Here is a 16,017-nt window from a genome sequence, read left to right as displayed (position 1 = left end):
AATTACAGCGGCAAAACTTCCAACGTCGCTATGTATTTACCGCTGCGCGTGGTGGCAGGCGCTTCGGCTTTGTCGTCTTCGTACTCGGCCTCTAACCAGTAGCGGCCCGCCTGAGGCCAATCAACCTTTACCTTGCCCGCTTCGTCGGTGGTCAGTGCTATTTCTTCCTGCGAGTCGCGATAACGCATACCCTCGGGGATAATAACCACCTTCACACCTTCAATGGCTTCGCCATCCATAAAAAAGGTCAGCGTTACCGGCTCGCCGGTAAACAGGTCATTCGGGTGCACCGAAGACTTCATTTCCAGACCCTTGTTGCTCAGCGCCAACACCGTATCAGTCGGGTTACCAGCGGTGATAAAGGTTTCCAGCTTGGTGGACGAATAGCCGACTTTCAGGTTCTTAGCATCTTGTGGGACTTTCTTTTCAAAATCACCGGGCTCGGGCTTTTCACCCCGACCAGGCCAACGCTTGCGCTCGCCATCGGCGGTTTCCCAGCTTGCGTGCAAGCCACTGCTGTCCATCAGCACTTTATAAGTGCCCTGCTCGGTTAGGTTAATATCAAACGTCGTACGATGTTTGCCTTCGCTCAGGTTCTGCATCTCGCCGGTGCTTCCATCGGGCTGCACTACCGACAGGTAATGGGCTTTTAATGGGTAGTGATTAAAGTAAAAAATATCGTTGGATACCGCTGCATCCACGGTAACCCACGGATCGTCCCCGGATAACACGGTCGCGGCCGGCAACACCCAATAACGGTGAGCTTCGGCCGCCATTGGCAGCGCCAATGCCAACATTAATGCTAAAGACTTCTTAAATTTCATAACCAACTCCTGTGGTTGTTAAGGGTTAAAGCTGACCGTAAGCTTACCCAGCTCGGTCTCGCCCTGTGCAGTTAACGTTTGTGATTTCTCTACCGGCCAATTGAAGTCGACATTGAGCAACTCGCGGCCACCCACCTCGCGTGAGGCCTCGACGTACAGCTGATACTCACCTGGCTCAAGCTGCTCGGCCACATGCGTTAAATCAACCTCGTAAGCGCCGGGTTTGCGGGTGGCACCGGTAACGCCGTCGATGGGCATCTCTAACGATCGGCCACTGCGGCGCCACCACAGGCGCATATCCTTAAGCCATTTTTCGCCTTCACCATCGTCGTCGATTTGATACCACACGGCGCCATTGGTCACCGCTTTGCTATCTTTGTTTTGCACCCAAATCGCGATATAGGGCCGGTGATATTCGGCTACATTCATTTCGGGTATCTCTAGGCTCACCGACACATCGGCCGCCGCTAACGGCCCGCACAGGCCCAGTAATGCGGCAGGAATAACTCGCTTTAACAATGTCATAGAAGGTTTATGTCCTTATTGGCATTTAGTGAACAAACAAAATAATAATGATGAGCGGTACCACTACCCCTAAAGCCACCGCAGGCCAGGTAGCCGGCCGAGTTTTTTGCAAACGGCACAACAGCCACAGGCCGGTAACCGAAAAAATCACACAGGCCACGGCAAAAACATCAATAAACCAGCTCCAGGCGACACCGGTGTTGCGGCCTTTGTGCAAATCGTTTAAATAGGCAACCGCGCCGCGAGTGGTTTTTTCATAGATAACCTCGCCGCTTTGCAGGTCGATGCTCATCCAGGCATCGCCCCCGGGCCTGGGCAGCGCCAGGTAAATTTCGTCGTCGTACCACTCGGCTTCGATACCCGCTGCCACGTTCACACCTACCGTGCGGCGCAGTGCACGACGCAGCTCTTTGGGTAAAGCTCCCACCTCAGAATCCGGCACGGTTAACGCTGCCAGTACCGTCTCGTCTAGCTGGCCCTGTTTCTCAACAATGGATTTTTGCGCAGGAATTTGATGGGCGTGATTAAGCGTGATGCCGGTAACGGCAAACAACAACATACCTACCAGACACACAGCCGAGCTGATCCAGTGCCACTGCCTTAACGATCCGAACCCCAAACTTATCCACCCTGTAAAACTCTGCCCGTGTATTCTGGCCGCTGCATAACCCAGCGTTACACCAACACTGGAGCGAGCTAAGCGCCAACCCCAATTCCGATAATGATTCTCATTTTAAGGGCGACAGGGTTTTAGTGCAATAGCTAAAAGCGAGTTGGGGGCTAGCTGGCGCGGCCAACATGCAGCCGCCAGCGAATCAATAGCATTACTTTTACGGATGCGGAGATACGCGGAATATCGCGAATGGTAAGAGCTGAGCGAGCTCAAGGGTTAGGGTTGGCGCCATTAATGCGCCGATTAGTCACTACGCCCATTCGTAACCCACCGGCGAAGGTCGCGAACCATTACGCCAGGCAGGCGGCAGACCTGCGATAAACAAACACCGGTGGGGTTTAATCAAGCAACAACACATCATCTCCGACATTAATAGTGCCGCCGTTCTGTATATCGCTGTAAACGCCCAGATTCTGATCCGCCTCTTTTACAATACTGCGCAGAATGCTTTTATCTTCAGCGAGTTCGCCCTGGGGTTTTACTACCGCCCCGCAACGTGGGGCCGCGCCGTTACACGCCACCGTCACATCGCCAATTTTGAGCCTGTGATTAATCCAGCCCTGCTCCACCAACCCCTGTAGCGCAGGCTCTGTGTTAATCACAATATTGGGGCGAAACCTCTCTACATGCCAGTCTGAGCCCGGATTGCACGCCTGCATGTGAAACAGGCTGGCGGTGGTCAACAAATGCAAGGGCGACACCAGAAAAAAGGTGCCAAGCACCGAGACGTACTCTTGCATAGCGGGAGGCAAATTATCTAAATCCGGCAGAGGCTCGCCGGCTTCGCGCTCGAAGGTGGCTTTTAGCTCAGCAAGCCACGTGTCATCGTCTTGCTTATGGCGGCGGTAAAAGTCAGTATCGTCCGCTGGGCGCAGTGGCTGTAAAACGCTGGGGTGCCCCAGCAGTTGCGATATGCGCTGATTAGTTTTTTCAGCGCGGCTTGGCAGTAACTCACCATCGGGAAACCGAATTACCACCCCGCCACTGGCTAAACTCTGAGCCCTACATTGCAGCAACTGCGGGCGAAACTTACAGCTTTGAATCTCTTGGCGTTTTACGTCCTGCACGGCCCACAACCGGTCACCCGCAAGGCCGTTAGTGTCCAGCCAACACGATCGCAGCAGCTCGCCAGCCATCCCTTTTACCGGATAGCGCCAGATAGACTGAATCGTGCCGATTTTCATGGGTGGCCCTTTATCCTGATAATCAGCCAACCATAACCGCAAAGCCGTTACAGATCACTACGTCGAGTTACGTAGTCGTTGCCACTCATTGAGTGCCAGCGCTGGTAAGTGCCCAGCGCTACTAAGGCTCCCATAAGTAAGCAAACAGCCGAGCTAACCCACCAAAACGTCATGCTATTGCCTGGAAACATCGGCATAAGCCACAAAAAAGCCACAGCCCTCAGCAGTAAAATGCTGGCAATAGCCACCAGCGCCACCCGCGTAAAAGGTAACCGCTTAACCACATTCGCTCCCGACAAACTAAACATCGCCCAGAGCAACAACAGCAAAACGATAGCGCCGGTAACCACCGTGGGGTACCAAAGCCCCGCCTCGGCCATTTGAGCCATTTGCTCGCCGGCACCCAACAGGCGATACCAATCGCCACCAAAAACAATACACCCCACATGGGCCAACGCGGCAGCTACAAACAACACCGCGGCCGCCACCAAATACTTATTCGCCATATCCCCTCCCTGAACTATAACGGGCACCTACCCGGCTGCCAGAGCAACGTCCGGGCGTATTTTAAAGCCACGCCTCACGTTTGCCCACACCATCGCGCTGCGTTAACCTGTTACCTGAAAAACTCGCAAGCGTAAACAACCCCACTGGAGCACACGTGCTGCACTACCTTAAAATTTTTAGCTGGTTTTTATTTACCTTCGGCATCGTCGGCATCATCGCCCTATTGGCCGGCATGGAGCCCACCGTAACCACCGCCCGCAAAGCCCTGGGGCTTATGGCCATGCAACTGGGCGTCTCCTCGCTACTGCTAATAGGCTTCCGGATGTACAAAGCCGAGCAGTTACCGCGCAAAGCGCTGCTTTACACCGGCTGGGGTTTGATTGTGCTGCTTGTGGTGGTGGGTCAAGTTTGGCTGAATGTGTGATGAGCTTAATGCGGCACTCTAAAACGGGTGAATCTCAATCACGCCCTTAGCCCGCGCGCAGGGCGTATTCGCCACCAGCTCTACCACCGTTGCAACACGTTCTGCCTCGATAATATAAAAACCCGCCAACGCTAAACCAGCCTGATGTGGCCCGTCGCTGACCTCTAGATACTTACCGCAGTTGCGTACCGATGTTACCTGGGGGCGCAGCGCAACCACGGTCGCACCGCTGCCTCTGAGGACAGAGTCCTGGGCTAAAACGTTCGATTTTTCATCATCGTTTAGCGAAGCCCAACCGTCTTTATCTTCGAATGCAAGGCACAGAAATTTCATCTTTTAACCCTCCTAATGCGTGATTAACCACAATAGGTAGTCGACCGACACGATCGGAATTCGACAAGCAAGAAGGCTAAGACTCCGGCTTCAAAAGACTCTGTGCGCCCCGGCGAGCAGGCATCCCTGGCACCGAAACACACCATTAGGAGAGCAAAACTCGCCAACACTTCATCACCAAATCGATAAAGCCAAAAACCGTTGGCGAGCGGACAAATAGCGAGCGCTATTTTTTAACCTTTGGATGTAAAACTATGGCTCGTTGTTCATCGGCCAATTAAACCACAACCAACGCGGCTGCACGTGGCAGACATCTTCCGACACGACAACGCCCGTCTGGGTCTGGGTGGCAAAACCATCAAGCGTGGCGGTAACAGTATAGCTACCGGCCCGCTCGGGGGCGCCGTAAAAATAGCAGCCGCCCGGCCCGTAGTGACCTGTTTTTGGTTGCAGTACCTCCGAGTATTCACCATCGGTGGCGACCACCTGGGCGGCGCAGGCGTCGATGCTTTCATCATCCACCCAGAGGTCAATGTTTAAGCCGTAGCGAATCTCCTCGGTACAGGCGATAGGCTCGCCACCGATGGGGCCCTGAGGGGCATCGGCAGCCCCCCAACCGCTAAACCAAACCTGATTGTCGTGGGCGTAGTAAACCGCCTCATCATGCAACAATCCGCGTCTGACACCGCCACTGTAATCGTACTGGTTATTACCCGCCGTCTCGGCGATCAGTGTGCCCTTATCAATCATGGCACCATCCGGCCCATCCAGCCCCGTCAACGACAACATCTGCAGGCCGCTGTACTGCCATACGTTGGGTTCGCTGTTCACACTCACCGGAAACGACACGCGCATATCACCATCACCCACGGGCAAAAAATTAAGCGCGCGTAAATCGTGTAAGGCATCGCTGTGGCTGCCCCGCTCACCGATTAACATCTCGCCCACCAACTCAGGTGTACCCGCGTCCACTTTCACCAGCTGGGCCTTAATACCTTTTGTCCACCCGGTCTGGTTATCGGCATCCTGCCCCAGGGTAAACAGGTAGTTATCGTTAAGCGCATGAATGTAAGTCGCAAAACCCGGCACCTCTAACTCACCGCTGATTTTAGGGTCGGCGCTGTCGGACAAATCCAGCACATAGAGCGGATCAACCCGTTCAAACGTCACCACATAAGCAGTGGCCCCCGAAAAACGCACCGCATAAATATCTTCACCCGGCTTACCGATGAGATCGGGACGGGCGCTGTTGGGCAACTCAGCCACTGTGTCAAAACCCGAGCCCGACTGGCGCAAAATACTAAGGTGGTGCGAGGGCTGATTCCAGTCGCCCCGAGTCGTCACCACCCTTAAGTCGCCGTTGTATTCGTTTACCCGGTACGGGGCATCGCCGTTAATATGGCCCAGCACACTGGTGGTAGCACGGTAACTGGCGCCGCTATCGGTGAGATCAAACTTGTGAATAACAGTGCGCGATTCGCTCTCGCGCCAGTCATTAGAGGTTAGGTAGAGTGCGTTGGGGCTCATGGCCATGGAGTTAACGCCAGTACTCAAGCACTCACTGGACACCACTTGTCGGGCGGTTAAATCAATAGCGGTGATATTCACCATAGAATAATAACCGTGCTCGGGCTGGGTATCGCTCGGGGCGTAACAATCGTCGCTTAACGGAGCCGCCATATCGCCCTGCCGATATTGCGGTAACAGTTCGGCAAGCTCGATACCGTTTAACGCGGCCTCGTTGTCGCTGCGAGCTTGCCCATCAAGCTCCTCAAACTGCAAAGATGCCAACCAGGGGTCATAGCGGGTAATCACGTAAAGGGTATCGCCCACCCGGCGGCTGTCGATTAACGTACCGTCTAAAGAAATAGATGTGGCAAGTGCGGGCGTGGCAGGCTGATTGACATCGATAAACTCAATCTTAAGTTCGCTGTTTCCGGGCCCTGGCCAAATACTCATGTCCGCCGCCGAAAACTCGATGCCCCAGCCTGGAAGCTCAGGCTCCATCGCGCCCCTATGGCTGCGCATAGCAATCAGGTGCGAAGCGACATCATTGTCTTTTTGCAGATACAGAGAATAAGCAGGCCCCCAGGTACCATCCGCAAAACTGTAGTTGCCGGCGATTGTGGCGTCAGGAATGTCTGGATCGGTCGCAATAATCTGCACCCCAGGTAATTCACCATTATGGTGTTGCGGTTGATAGGCAACAAACCAGTGGCGGCCATCGTACTTGGCGACATCAGACTCGCCGACGCCCTCGACGTGAACATTAGTATCCGAATAGCGGTCGTTATCACCACCATTAGCACCATCGGGCGAAGCGGAAAAATCGATATCGTCCGACTCGGCGCGATCGGCGTAATCATAACGGCTGGCTAACTGCAGGCGCAGACCATTTTTAACCAGACGCTCAAAGTCGTCACCGGATAACAGCGCCAAAGGCGCCTCACTGGGTTCGCTGGGTTTAAGCTGGGTATAATCAACTGAATCGTCAGGCACTTTAGGCTGGGGAGCACTGCCACTCGATGACGAGCCCCCACACCCACCAAGCCCTACCGCCAAAATTGCCACTAACCACTGCGCTCTCATACGTCACCTTTCCTGGTAATGTTATTGATACTAGCTTAGGCCGTTCCTTATCGTGTGACTTATGGTGAGTGCATTTTTCGCCAATCAAGGCGCTTTTGTGCAGGCATAGTGGCCTACGTTAAACAAAAGCAACGATGCGTGGCGAAAAAAGATGCCGGTATAAGTTATAAAATGAGTGGCGGCCTACACTGGTAGCTTAACGCTTTTTAACGGAGATTCTGTGCTATTTTGTTAAAGGCGGGCACGCTTACGCTACCCTTGAGTTCCGGGCAGCGGTTAAATATTAAAGCTGGCCCCAAGATTCTTGTAAACCCTATATCGCTACAACAACTCAGCCTTATCGACCAAGACGCCGCAATACATACACGTTAAATGCCTGGCCGCAAACGGACGATGGCAGGAGCGACAAGTGTGCTGCTTAACACACTTACCATCGAGTTTACCGTCGCAAAGATCAATCTCCTGAATCTTGGCAAGCATCATTTTCTTGCTGACACCAATTACGTCAAGCCGCTCACAAGTAGCCTGACACACTAAAGACAAATGATCGATCTAATCACGAAGCTATTGATTTCATTAACGTTATCCGTAGACCTTAAGGAGGCTCGATCTGCAACGTCTTTCACCCCATATATTATTTGTCTACGAAGCGCTGAACGTACTATACAGTGACATTGACTGGTCACTGCTTAGGGCGTCAACTTAGGGCATACCGACGGTTTACACTGCCTCTAAAAAATAATGAAATATCCGCCTGTCAATTTATCGCTCTGGTAGGCATAATCATTACTTTTACTGCGAGCAGCGTCATGATCAACCAGCTTCAGGAAAAATATCAACTCTCATTATTATGGCTGCTCAGCGCTGTCGCAATCGTGGGGATTTTTCCGTTTGCGGTAATACGCTACTTTGAAGGGAACCTTACGGCAGCGATCATCGATATATCTCTGGTGCTGGGCATTCTTGTGCTAGTCGCCTACGCGCACCAATCAAGAAACATCCGGGCCCTAAGTGCAATATTAGCCGTATTTATTAATATCGGTGTAGTAGCCATTGCACAAGCCAACGGTATCGACAGCTTTTTATGGGTGTACCCTGTCTTTTCCAGCACTTTTATTCTCGTAAGACCCACTGAGGCGCTCGGCATTAACGTGGTCGCTGGCGTTGCGCTGGCGAGCTCATCCGACATCTTTACCACCGTATCAGTCGAATCCTATGTGGTCACGATCTTGATGCTATCGCTAAGCACCTTTGTCTATGCCAGCCATAGTGAAAAGCAGTTTCGTTTGCTGGACGCCCTCAATACCATTGATTCGCTAACCGGAGCATTTAATCGCAGGGCCATGAGCGCCGACATAAAAGCGGCTCTATCCAATGCAGAGCGCAATGGCACTCAACCATTACTGGCGATTCTGGATCTGGATTACTTTAAAGCCGTAAACGACAAATACGGCCATGCGATTGGCGATGAAGTACTAAAGAATTTCGCGGCAATTACCACGTCCAATATTCGCCAATACGACCGGCTCTATCGCTTCGGTGGCGAAGAATTTGTACTGTTAATACCCCAAATACACGATCAACACCACACGTTTATCAACAACCTGAGATCGTCGATCAAGCAAGCGCTAAAAACGCCAGACGGAGAGGAAATAACCGTATCATTGGGTGTCGCCCCTTGGACACCAGGGACCACAGAACACTCCTGGCTCAAGCGCGCCGATGAAGCACTTTACAAAGCCAAGGCGGAAGGTCGTGATCGCGCCATATTTAGCAGCGCCTGCAAAACATAACGCCTCCAAAACTCCCGCCCAAAAACACCTACCCCAAAAGGCATAACCCATCGTCCGGCAAGTGCCGCTTAACTGCCCTAAGCGTGCAGCGGTATTTTTACCTACCCGTGCTCCAGAGGGCGAAGCCACGCGTTGTGCACAGTCATGGCTCGCCCATCAATGCCTGGGTCAGTCGTCTATCTCGACCCGTATAATGCGATTGGTGGCACTTTGGTGGATCAGCATATCGCCGTCACTCGTCGGACGCATATGACGCACGATACCCGAAAAAATATCGCCAGAGGGAATGGCCCAACTCTGGAAAGTCTCGGTGGCCGGATCAAAACGCACCAATGGGTCCGGGCGCATTCCCGACTCGTTATACCACACCACGCCGTCGAGCACGGCAATCGCATAGGGGTGAGATGTGGGGCCGCTAGGCGAAGGCCATTCTTTAATATCCCCTATAGCTGGGTCGTAGCGCCCCAAACGCCCGCGGCCAGAGTTGACGTACCAAATCATGCCGTCATCGGCGATATCAAGCCGCCGTACGGTGGTGGCCTCGTGGGGCAGTTTAATTTCTGTCAGCGCCATCGTTTTCGGGTCGACTTTTATTAGGCAGTTGCTGCCATTACACGCCACCCAAGGCGTACCCGACGCATCAATTTTAATGCCGTAAGGCCGCGAATTTTCCGTCGGCAGGGTCGCCAAACGAATCTCACCGGTTTCAGGGTCAAGATGACCGATCATATTGGAATGTTGCAGGGTAAACCAGAGTTGGGCGTTGGCATCAAACACTGCGGTATGCGGATCGCGTGCCTTTGGATCGGGCATATCGTAGATCTTCATATCGCCGCTGTCGGGGTCGAGCAGCACTATCGTTGCATTCTTGTTGCCCATCACCCAGACGCCGCCATCATTAGCGATCGTTACCGAATGCGGCTTGCTCCCGGCCGGCAGATCGTATTCACGCATCTTACCGGTCTCTGGGTCGATTTTACCGACAATATCGCCCCACTGGCCTACCCACCAAATCGTGCCGTCCGGCGCCTCGACTGGATCGCGCGAGCGCTGACCAAGGGTCGGCACCACCCACTCGTGAAAGCTAATGCTAGTATCGCCGTCCAGAAGCGTCGGCGCGCGGCGCTCATTCGGCGGAAAGTGCTTGGCAAGATAGTCAGCAATAGCGCCTTGCCGCTCGGGGTCGGCCGACAAATCAATCATCGTTCCCGCCAACGTCAGCCAACCCGCTCGGGTGTAACCCAAGCTGTTAGTGATTTTGTCGGCACCGTGGCAACCAGAGCACATGGCTTCAACCACATCGCGCCCCTCGCCATCCGGCAAGCTGGCACCCAAAACCGACATTGAGCTGGCGGCGAGAAAACACATCAACCCGGCTACCCGGGCACCGAAAAGTCGCATCGTAAATCACCTCTGTCTATAGTCAGTGGATTCACACAGATTTTGACACTCATTAAGCGCGAGTGCCAGTGCAGCCCCATGGAGTTGCAACCACGATAAAAACGTGCCAACAAAAAGATGAGCTAACACCAAAAACCGCCCAACTAGACCGGTAGAAAGGGCTGAAGGTGTCAGTGCATTCTTATAGGCTATTGCTTCACTACACGCCGTTTATTTATTCGATGACAGAATGTGGAGTAAAGCCAAATACACATAAGGCCTCCTCCTTACGCCCGATTGTAGAGGCACGATTTGGCGGGGCGGGCCCAGGCCGGCATCTCCCTTCGGCATTCATCTTCTCCGTTCGCCGCCTAGCCCTTTCGTTAACGCTTGCTTGGCTAAACAGTTCACGATTTAGGACCTGCCCCCAAAGATTTTCTCTCGGGCTTGAGTGACCCGGGATTCTCAGATCGTTTAATGGCCTCTTTGGGAAATTCTTCAGTGTAGTACTGGTGCTGGTGCTGGTGCTTTTTACGTGTCATTTTGGACACCTCCATATAGGTTCAATATAACTATAGAAGGTGTCTACTTTTTATGGGTAACTCGGTTGTTATACGCCGCGCCAAATCTTACGCCAAAATAGAAGTGGCAATGCAATTGTAAACGTAAGCTCTATTGTATAGATAAAAACGCCTACCAATGTATGTATTGCAACAACACCCAGCGCGACTTTCTTGTATTTACTTACAAAGAAAAGCATCGATGACAAGATGCAAGTTAACATAGATACCAGAAGACCTATAAGAAAATAGCCAGATTCACTCGGCGTTAATGCATATATGAGAGAGTCTGTTGCTGCTTTTAGCGAAGTAAGGCAGTCCGGCTGAGCCCCAAAGAGATAAACACCCCATATTGCCGAAAAGGATAAAGCACCAAATAAGCTTAAGATGCCAGAAATTCTATGATGCATGTGACGACTTCAATTTAGCGTATAACGCCGGTGGCAAGGGCGAGCGAAAGCGAGCCCCGCGGCGATAGCCGCGAATTGGCCACCCTTGTTATGTGTTTTGAATTGCCCCATTAGACAAATACCCCTCCAACTCCAATCTCAACGCATTGCAACCCGTGCTGGTAGCCTTACCCCCCACCCTACTAAAGGGCAGCCCGCCCCATAGCAATCTAGTAACGCCTATTTTTCTTTTGTTGTCGTCGATACGTAGCCTATATGTGCTTATACCATGCCGCATATAAAATTCTGTATGAGATACTTGTTTGAGCTCAGTCTCTTTGAGATTAACAACATAATACTGAAAGTTGCCATCTCCTCCATAATTGAATTTATAGATTGCAAAATATTCTACGCCCTCTAATTCAAAAAATTCAATTTGAAACGGGTCCGCTGCAACAAACCTTATATTAGTTTTGCGCTTCGAATTGATCTTTTTGTAACCGCTAAACATATTTTTTCGACCACACATAACGCCCATAGCAACGGCGGCTGGAACGGAGCAAAGCGAAGTGTAAGCCGTCCAGCCCGCGCTTTTTGCGGGCGAGTTGCCTATGTTTGTTATGTGTTTGACTATTGATCAATGGCCGAAACCTCTGATTCATATTTTTGTAGGGCACTTTTTAAGTGCTGGCCTGACTTACCACCCTGCTTAAAAAACCAAACAATGAAGCTAGACAGAAAGACAAAACCCATACCGCAGGCAACAATATCTGAGTTAAACAAGCCGTAGATTTCAATGCAGAATATTGGAATTAAAAATGGCCAATATTCTTTGAAAGCACCCCAAATACTGGGATCACTATTAATATAGTGCGCAACAATGGCCTTTTCTTCGTGTGTTAGTTTCACGATGCATCCTTACACATAACGCCGTTATAACCGGCCGAAACGGAGTTGATTTGTTTACGGTAGCGTAGCGTTAAACTGTAAACGAAGCAACGCAGTGTAGGTCCAGCCAGCTTTCTGGTGATGGTTGATAACCTTGTTAGTTGTTTACTGAGGCCATATAACCTCCGTACCTTCTTTATTATATTCAGGGTAAACCGTGACCATATAGACAGCCCCATCCCTTACCCAGAATGATAACTGCAACTCCGAATGACGATACTCATCTATATAAAAATTAAATTCGTCGTCTAGTTGAGCCAATGGGAATCGGACTTTTAGTTCTTTCACCGAAATACCAATTATTGGTAAATTATTCAGAGTTAGATTTGGACATGATGACTGAATACTCCCAAGCAAGAACTCGCCCTCTGAGCCAAAGCTATATTCGGTATCCCCATAAAACCAATCAACTGTTCGATCTTCAGGTTGATCTTCTATAGGTATGAACGTTTCAATATTGCTTGGATCACCAAGCACACTTCTAACTTGATCCATACTCATGCCAAGTTTAATTTGGCTTATTCCTATTTTTGGCAAGATTTCCATAAAGACAACTAACGCCGCTATCACCGGAAACGAAAGCGGAGTGTTTTTGTGATATTGTTTGAGCGCTTGCGCGAGTTGCACAAAAACGCGTAGCTTTTGTTTTCCGGTGCATAGTCTTGTTAAATTTATGTTTTGAATGAAAATGATGCCTCTTTGATACCTAATGCAAACAGGCATAATGACAAGAAGACTAAGAGTACACCTACATTGCCCGCAATAATTCCTGGCCACCTTGATTTAAGATTCTTTGAAATGCAGTACAAATGTAACCTCTGTGCTGCATAGCAGGAAAAACCACCAAGAGCTGAGATGAACACTCCAGTTGCGAAACATTTAAGAGCTGTTATTAATGTGGCCAGATTTACAAGCTCATGCTTATTCCCCATAAATGTCAATAAGGCTATAGCTGCACCACCATTTATTAGAATGGACGTTTTTAGTACTTGTAGCCCGACATCAATTGTTGATTGAAATTGTTCTTTTTGCGCTTCATTCATATGATGCTCTCAAATTATGCGAGAGAAATTTAACGCCCGGTTTAGGGGCGACTGGAGCGTAGCGTAAGGCGTCCCAGCCGCACGTTTTTTGTGCGCCGACCCTACAACCGCTTGTTATACGGGTACTTAAATTCTAGCTTTTGGATCTCCTCCCAGAGCGATGAAACAGCAGCATCGTCGTTCGGAGATTTACCTTCTAGCCAGACACCTTCAATTGGCCATTCATCGTAAATCATGCGCAATTCTTTTCCGGCATAAGTAAAGAACCACCAATGCTCGCAAACCGAACCCGTTTTTTTAGTAACAGTAATATCAGGTACATAAGATACCAACTCATCTCCAAACTGTTCAAAAGAGCTCCAAGAGCATGCCGCGTTTAAATATATAGATTTACGGCCATCTTTCATTGTTTCTAATTTTGGAGGATTAATTAAATGCATAGATTTCCGTATAACGCCAAGGTAATGGGCCGCGTTGCTGCGAAGCAGCGCTTTTAGCGGTCCAGCCGAAGGCGAACATTGACCGCCTTGTTATGTGCTTACTGCTGTGACTCATTAAGATAACCTTTATAAGCAGCCCACACGCCTAAAATAATACTACCCATTATTGCTGAGTATACTGGTGCCGAATAGTAAGTTTGATTCATGGTTTGAACACCTTCATGCTCTATGGTTTGAACCGCCACCAAACCAGATGTGCCATAAAGTAACCACGGCAATGCGGCTAAAATTATTTTTTTACCAGAACCGCCTGACAAATAGCGATACTGGATAAGCATTGCAACCGCCGGAAGAGCAAACAAACCGCCGAACCAGAACAAAAAACCAAACACACCACCGAAGTGGCATGTAATAATTAAAACTATTGCTGTAATCGTGACTTCTAAATTTTTCAATGTTCGAATCTATCCTTGCACATAACGCCCGTAGCAGGCGCATTTATGTAGATTAATTTTGTGTGGCAGCGTAGCGCCCGCCGCGCAAAAATCGCCGAAATAAATGTCGCACTGTCTACGCTTGTTATGGGGCATTTTCATTGATACTTGTATCCGTAGAGGCCTCTCTAATCGATTTAAAACATCGACTAGCAACATAGCTCAAAACTGAATTAGATATCAAATTATCTCTATAATCTTTATTCTCCATAAGCCAAAGCTTGAATTCACCCAGTAAACTTTTCAGATCACCAGCTTCATCAAGCAGGTAATTGCACGAGTCACTATATGGAATTTTACTCAACTCTGGAAAACCCAGCTGGTCTAAATGCATCCCGACCCAAAGACCATTAACACTGGCTGTATAAATTTGACCAAAATTCCAAAGCGCCACAGCCTTTTCTTTATCCTCCTTACTCTCAAGCCACTCCAAGAACTGGCCGGTATCTTGAAGGGGCTTTTGGCGTGGCATTAAATCTGCTGAAGCCTCTATTGCAAACAACAAAAAAACAATTGAAATTACCGCCTGTTTCATCAGGTAGCAGATCCCCATTGGTGATCCCCATAACGCCTCAAACAGGGGCGCGCGTCAGCGCGTCCCGGGCGAAGCCCCTTGCTGCTTTGACTTGTTATGTGATTTTCTATGTGCTGCAACATATTCAGACATCTCCTTACTATGAATAGTTACCCAGGCTGGATCTTGCTCATCCACGACAAGGTCACCATTACCATCTCGATAAAAGGGAACATAATATAGCTGCCCGACAAGATCACTTCTATCACCGATTTCGAAATCGTAGATCCGTCTAAAAGTGACGTCTGAACCGACGTCTCTTTCCCCGTAAACCACTTCCTCAATTATTCCCGTGATTATTAGAGTGTCCTTATCAAAGATTCTGGATACAGACTTTACGGCCAAGACCCTTACTAAGTACATTTCGTCGCTGCTATGCAAATTGTGATGAAACGCCTCAGCCACACCGTCTATCTCCCTCAGCTCTCCTGATAATGCTTGAGAAAACGAACATAGAAAAATTATAAATACCGAAGCCATGCTAAAAAGGTGTGGAACTTTGTCTGCCCCAGCGGCCAAAGGCAACGACTTCTGCGGCTTGTTAGCTGCTTTATCTGTTACTAGGAACATACCAAAACCAGAATATTGGATTAACAATTGGCGCAGCAACAAATAAGGCGATTATCCACCCACGACGGTTTTCTTTGGAAAATGATTCTGATTTCAAACAGAAAATAATCAAAAATGATGAAATCACATAAGAAAGCCATGCAACATATTTGAAGTTTATTACAATATAATTTAGATAGTTTTTGTCTTGGCTAGAAATCATAAATTCTTCCGCGCTTACACCTGCCGAAATTTGTAATAGATATACCAAAGATAATATGCATAAGACTATTGGCACTATGGCCAAGATACCTTATAAAACTTCCCATATTTCTGACCAAGTACGATTACAGCTAACACCTAAAAAATGATCCTCGGCTTTTTTCGCGTCCTAGCCTACGTATTTTTATGGACGCTTTGATTTACTTGTTATAACTAGTTATTTAGCACTACCATTAATAGAAAGCATGCTATAACTAAAAACCACCACCCAGTACGTATATGAAGCATATTGGCAATTTTTTTGTCATTATATTTTTTATTATTTTCTCTAGCCTCATACCAAAAATTAGTAACATTTAATATTGACCAGAAAGGCTCTGACTTCATTTCATATCCAAGCTCGCGAAACCTTCCCTTTATATTGGAAGCTATAAACGGAAAGGCAAACTGAGCCAAGCATAAAACTAGAAAAGCTTTCCAAATGTTATTAGTGTCCATATCGTCCTAAAGAGTTATAACGCCCACATAAAAGGCGGAGCGTCAGCGACGTCCAGCGCAACGAAGTG

17 protein-coding genes are annotated in these 16,017 nt (G+C 49.3%); 2 read left to right on the top strand and 15 right to left on the bottom strand.

The genetic code is table 11. The features are described 5' to 3' along the window. Window positions 1-2: 2 nt before the first annotated feature. The 5 genes from SD69_RS07665 to SD69_RS07645 form a co-directional block, all read right to left on the bottom strand. Entirely contained in the window at window positions 3-824 is an 822-nt protein-coding gene (locus tag SD69_RS07665) for a DUF4198 domain-containing protein (protein WP_041522749.1), read from the bottom strand. An 18-nt stretch (window positions 825-842) separates the two neighbouring features. Next, complete coding sequence (locus SD69_RS07660; RefSeq protein ID WP_198144070.1) at window positions 843-1,349, bottom strand: DUF2271 domain-containing protein; 507 nt, start codon at window positions 1,347-1,349, stop codon at window positions 843-845. Between the two features lie 25 nt (window positions 1,350-1,374). Then, window positions 1,375-1,968, bottom strand: coding sequence for a PepSY-associated TM helix domain-containing protein (locus SD69_RS07655; RefSeq protein WP_157471633.1), 594 nt, complete (start codon window positions 1,966-1,968; stop codon window positions 1,375-1,377). Between the two features lie 392 nt (window positions 1,969-2,360). Next, complete coding sequence (locus SD69_RS07650) at window positions 2,361-3,206, bottom strand: MOSC domain-containing protein (protein ID WP_041522747.1); 846 nt, start codon at window positions 3,204-3,206, stop codon at window positions 2,361-2,363. Between the two features lie 47 nt (window positions 3,207-3,253). After that, complete coding sequence (locus tag SD69_RS07645) at window positions 3,254-3,712, bottom strand: hypothetical protein (protein ID WP_041522746.1); 459 nt, start codon at window positions 3,710-3,712, stop codon at window positions 3,254-3,256. Between the two features lie 155 nt (window positions 3,713-3,867). Between SD69_RS07645 and SD69_RS07640 the strand changes: the two genes are divergently transcribed. Beyond that, window positions 3,868-4,137 carry a hypothetical protein gene (locus tag SD69_RS07640; RefSeq protein WP_041522745.1) on the top strand — a complete coding sequence of 90 codons (270 nt, stop codon included), beginning with the start codon at window positions 3,868-3,870 and terminating at the stop codon, window positions 4,135-4,137. A gap of 18 nt (window positions 4,138-4,155) precedes the next feature. Here SD69_RS07640 and SD69_RS07635 read toward each other — a convergent pair whose 3' ends face one another. Together SD69_RS07635 and SD69_RS07630 are read right to left on the bottom strand one after the other, a co-directional pair. Further along, window positions 4,156-4,470, bottom strand: a complete 315-nt coding sequence (locus SD69_RS07635; RefSeq protein ID WP_052480970.1) for a YciI family protein — start codon at window positions 4,468-4,470, stop codon at window positions 4,156-4,158. Window positions 4,471-4,722: 252 nt separating this feature from the next. After that, window positions 4,723-7,059: a beta-propeller domain-containing protein gene (locus SD69_RS07630; RefSeq protein WP_041522744.1), complete on the bottom strand. Its 2,337-nt coding sequence runs from the start codon at window positions 7,057-7,059 to the stop codon at window positions 4,723-4,725. 809 nt (window positions 7,060-7,868) lie between these two features. Between SD69_RS07630 and SD69_RS07625 the strand changes: the two genes are divergently transcribed. Further along, window positions 7,869-8,852, top strand: coding sequence for a GGDEF domain-containing protein (locus SD69_RS07625; RefSeq protein ID WP_041522743.1), 984 nt, complete (start codon window positions 7,869-7,871; stop codon window positions 8,850-8,852). 168 nt (window positions 8,853-9,020) lie between these two features. On the opposite strand, the gene SD69_RS07620 is transcribed toward SD69_RS07625, so the two are convergent. From SD69_RS07620 to SD69_RS07585, 8 genes are all read right to left on the bottom strand, one after another. Continuing rightward, window positions 9,021-10,253, bottom strand: a complete 1,233-nt coding sequence (locus SD69_RS07620; protein WP_198144069.1) for a Vgb family protein — start codon at window positions 10,251-10,253, stop codon at window positions 9,021-9,023. A 1,558-nt stretch (window positions 10,254-11,811) separates the two neighbouring features. After that, window positions 11,812-12,090, bottom strand: coding sequence for a hypothetical protein (locus tag SD69_RS07610; protein WP_041522741.1), 279 nt, complete (start codon window positions 12,088-12,090; stop codon window positions 11,812-11,814). Window positions 12,091-12,234: 144 nt separating this feature from the next. Beyond that, a complete protein-coding gene (locus tag SD69_RS07605) occupies window positions 12,235-12,756 on the bottom strand; it encodes an outer membrane protein assembly factor BamE (RefSeq protein WP_232301163.1) in 522 nt (173 codons plus the stop codon). A gap of 44 nt (window positions 12,757-12,800) precedes the next feature. After that, complete coding sequence (locus SD69_RS18735; RefSeq protein WP_157471632.1) at window positions 12,801-13,172, bottom strand: hypothetical protein; 372 nt, start codon at window positions 13,170-13,172, stop codon at window positions 12,801-12,803. Window positions 13,173-13,273: 101 nt separating this feature from the next. Continuing rightward, window positions 13,274-13,612 carry a DUF3630 family protein gene (locus tag SD69_RS07600; protein ID WP_041522740.1) on the bottom strand — a complete coding sequence of 113 codons (339 nt, stop codon included), beginning with the start codon at window positions 13,610-13,612 and terminating at the stop codon, window positions 13,274-13,276. A gap of 98 nt (window positions 13,613-13,710) precedes the next feature. After that, the gene (locus SD69_RS07595; protein WP_041522739.1) at window positions 13,711-14,067 is read right to left on the bottom strand and encodes a hypothetical protein; all 357 of its coding nucleotides are present in this window, start codon (window positions 14,065-14,067) and stop codon (window positions 13,711-13,713) included. Window positions 14,068-14,191: 124 nt separating this feature from the next. After that, the gene (locus tag SD69_RS07590) at window positions 14,192-14,641 is read right to left on the bottom strand and encodes a hypothetical protein (RefSeq protein WP_157471631.1); all 450 of its coding nucleotides are present in this window, start codon (window positions 14,639-14,641) and stop codon (window positions 14,192-14,194) included. A 54-nt stretch (window positions 14,642-14,695) separates the two neighbouring features. Beyond that, window positions 14,696-15,292 (bottom strand): hypothetical protein, encoded by a 597-nt coding sequence (locus SD69_RS07585; RefSeq protein ID WP_157471630.1) that lies wholly within the window; start codon window positions 15,290-15,292, stop codon window positions 14,696-14,698. Window positions 15,293-16,017: the final 725 nt, after the last annotated feature.

Source organism: Gilvimarinus agarilyticus, assembly GCF_000832015.1.
Taxonomy (GTDB): Bacteria; Pseudomonadota; Gammaproteobacteria; order Pseudomonadales; family Cellvibrionaceae; genus Gilvimarinus; species Gilvimarinus agarilyticus.
The sequence above is the reverse complement of the archived record's forward strand: the minus strand, read 5'-3'. Positions and strand labels throughout refer to the sequence as shown.

Excerpts from the sequence above, each read along its gene's own strand:
- SD69_RS07600 (WP_041522740.1), bottom strand. The coding sequence starts at position 13,612 with ATGCATTTAATTAATCCTCCAAAATTAGAAACAATGAAAGATGGCCGT.
- SD69_RS07620 (WP_198144069.1), bottom strand. The coding sequence starts at position 10,253 with ATGCGACTTTTCGGTGCCCGGGTAGCCGGGTTGATGTGTTTTCTCGCC.
- SD69_RS07660 (WP_198144070.1), bottom strand. The coding sequence starts at position 1,349 with ATGACATTGTTAAAGCGAGTTATTCCTGCCGCATTACTGGGCCTGTGC.
- SD69_RS07590 (WP_157471631.1), bottom strand. The coding sequence starts at position 14,641 with ATGAAACAGGCGGTAATTTCAATTGTTTTTTTGTTGTTTGCAATAGAG.
- SD69_RS07630 (WP_041522744.1), bottom strand. The coding sequence starts at position 7,059 with ATGAGAGCGCAGTGGTTAGTGGCAATTTTGGCGGTAGGGCTTGGTGGG.
- SD69_RS07635 (WP_052480970.1), bottom strand. The coding sequence starts at position 4,470 with ATGAAATTTCTGTGCCTTGCATTCGAAGATAAAGACGGTTGGGCTTCG.
- SD69_RS07665 (WP_041522749.1), bottom strand. The coding sequence starts at position 824 with ATGAAATTTAAGAAGTCTTTAGCATTAATGTTGGCATTGGCGCTGCCA.
- SD69_RS07625 (WP_041522743.1), top strand. The coding sequence starts at position 7,869 with ATGATCAACCAGCTTCAGGAAAAATATCAACTCTCATTATTATGGCTG.
- SD69_RS18735 (WP_157471632.1), bottom strand. The coding sequence starts at position 13,172 with ATGAATGAAGCGCAAAAAGAACAATTTCAATCAACAATTGATGTCGGG.
- SD69_RS07645 (WP_041522746.1), bottom strand. The coding sequence starts at position 3,712 with ATGGCGAATAAGTATTTGGTGGCGGCCGCGGTGTTGTTTGTAGCTGCC.
- SD69_RS07650 (WP_041522747.1), bottom strand. The coding sequence starts at position 3,206 with ATGAAAATCGGCACGATTCAGTCTATCTGGCGCTATCCGGTAAAAGGG.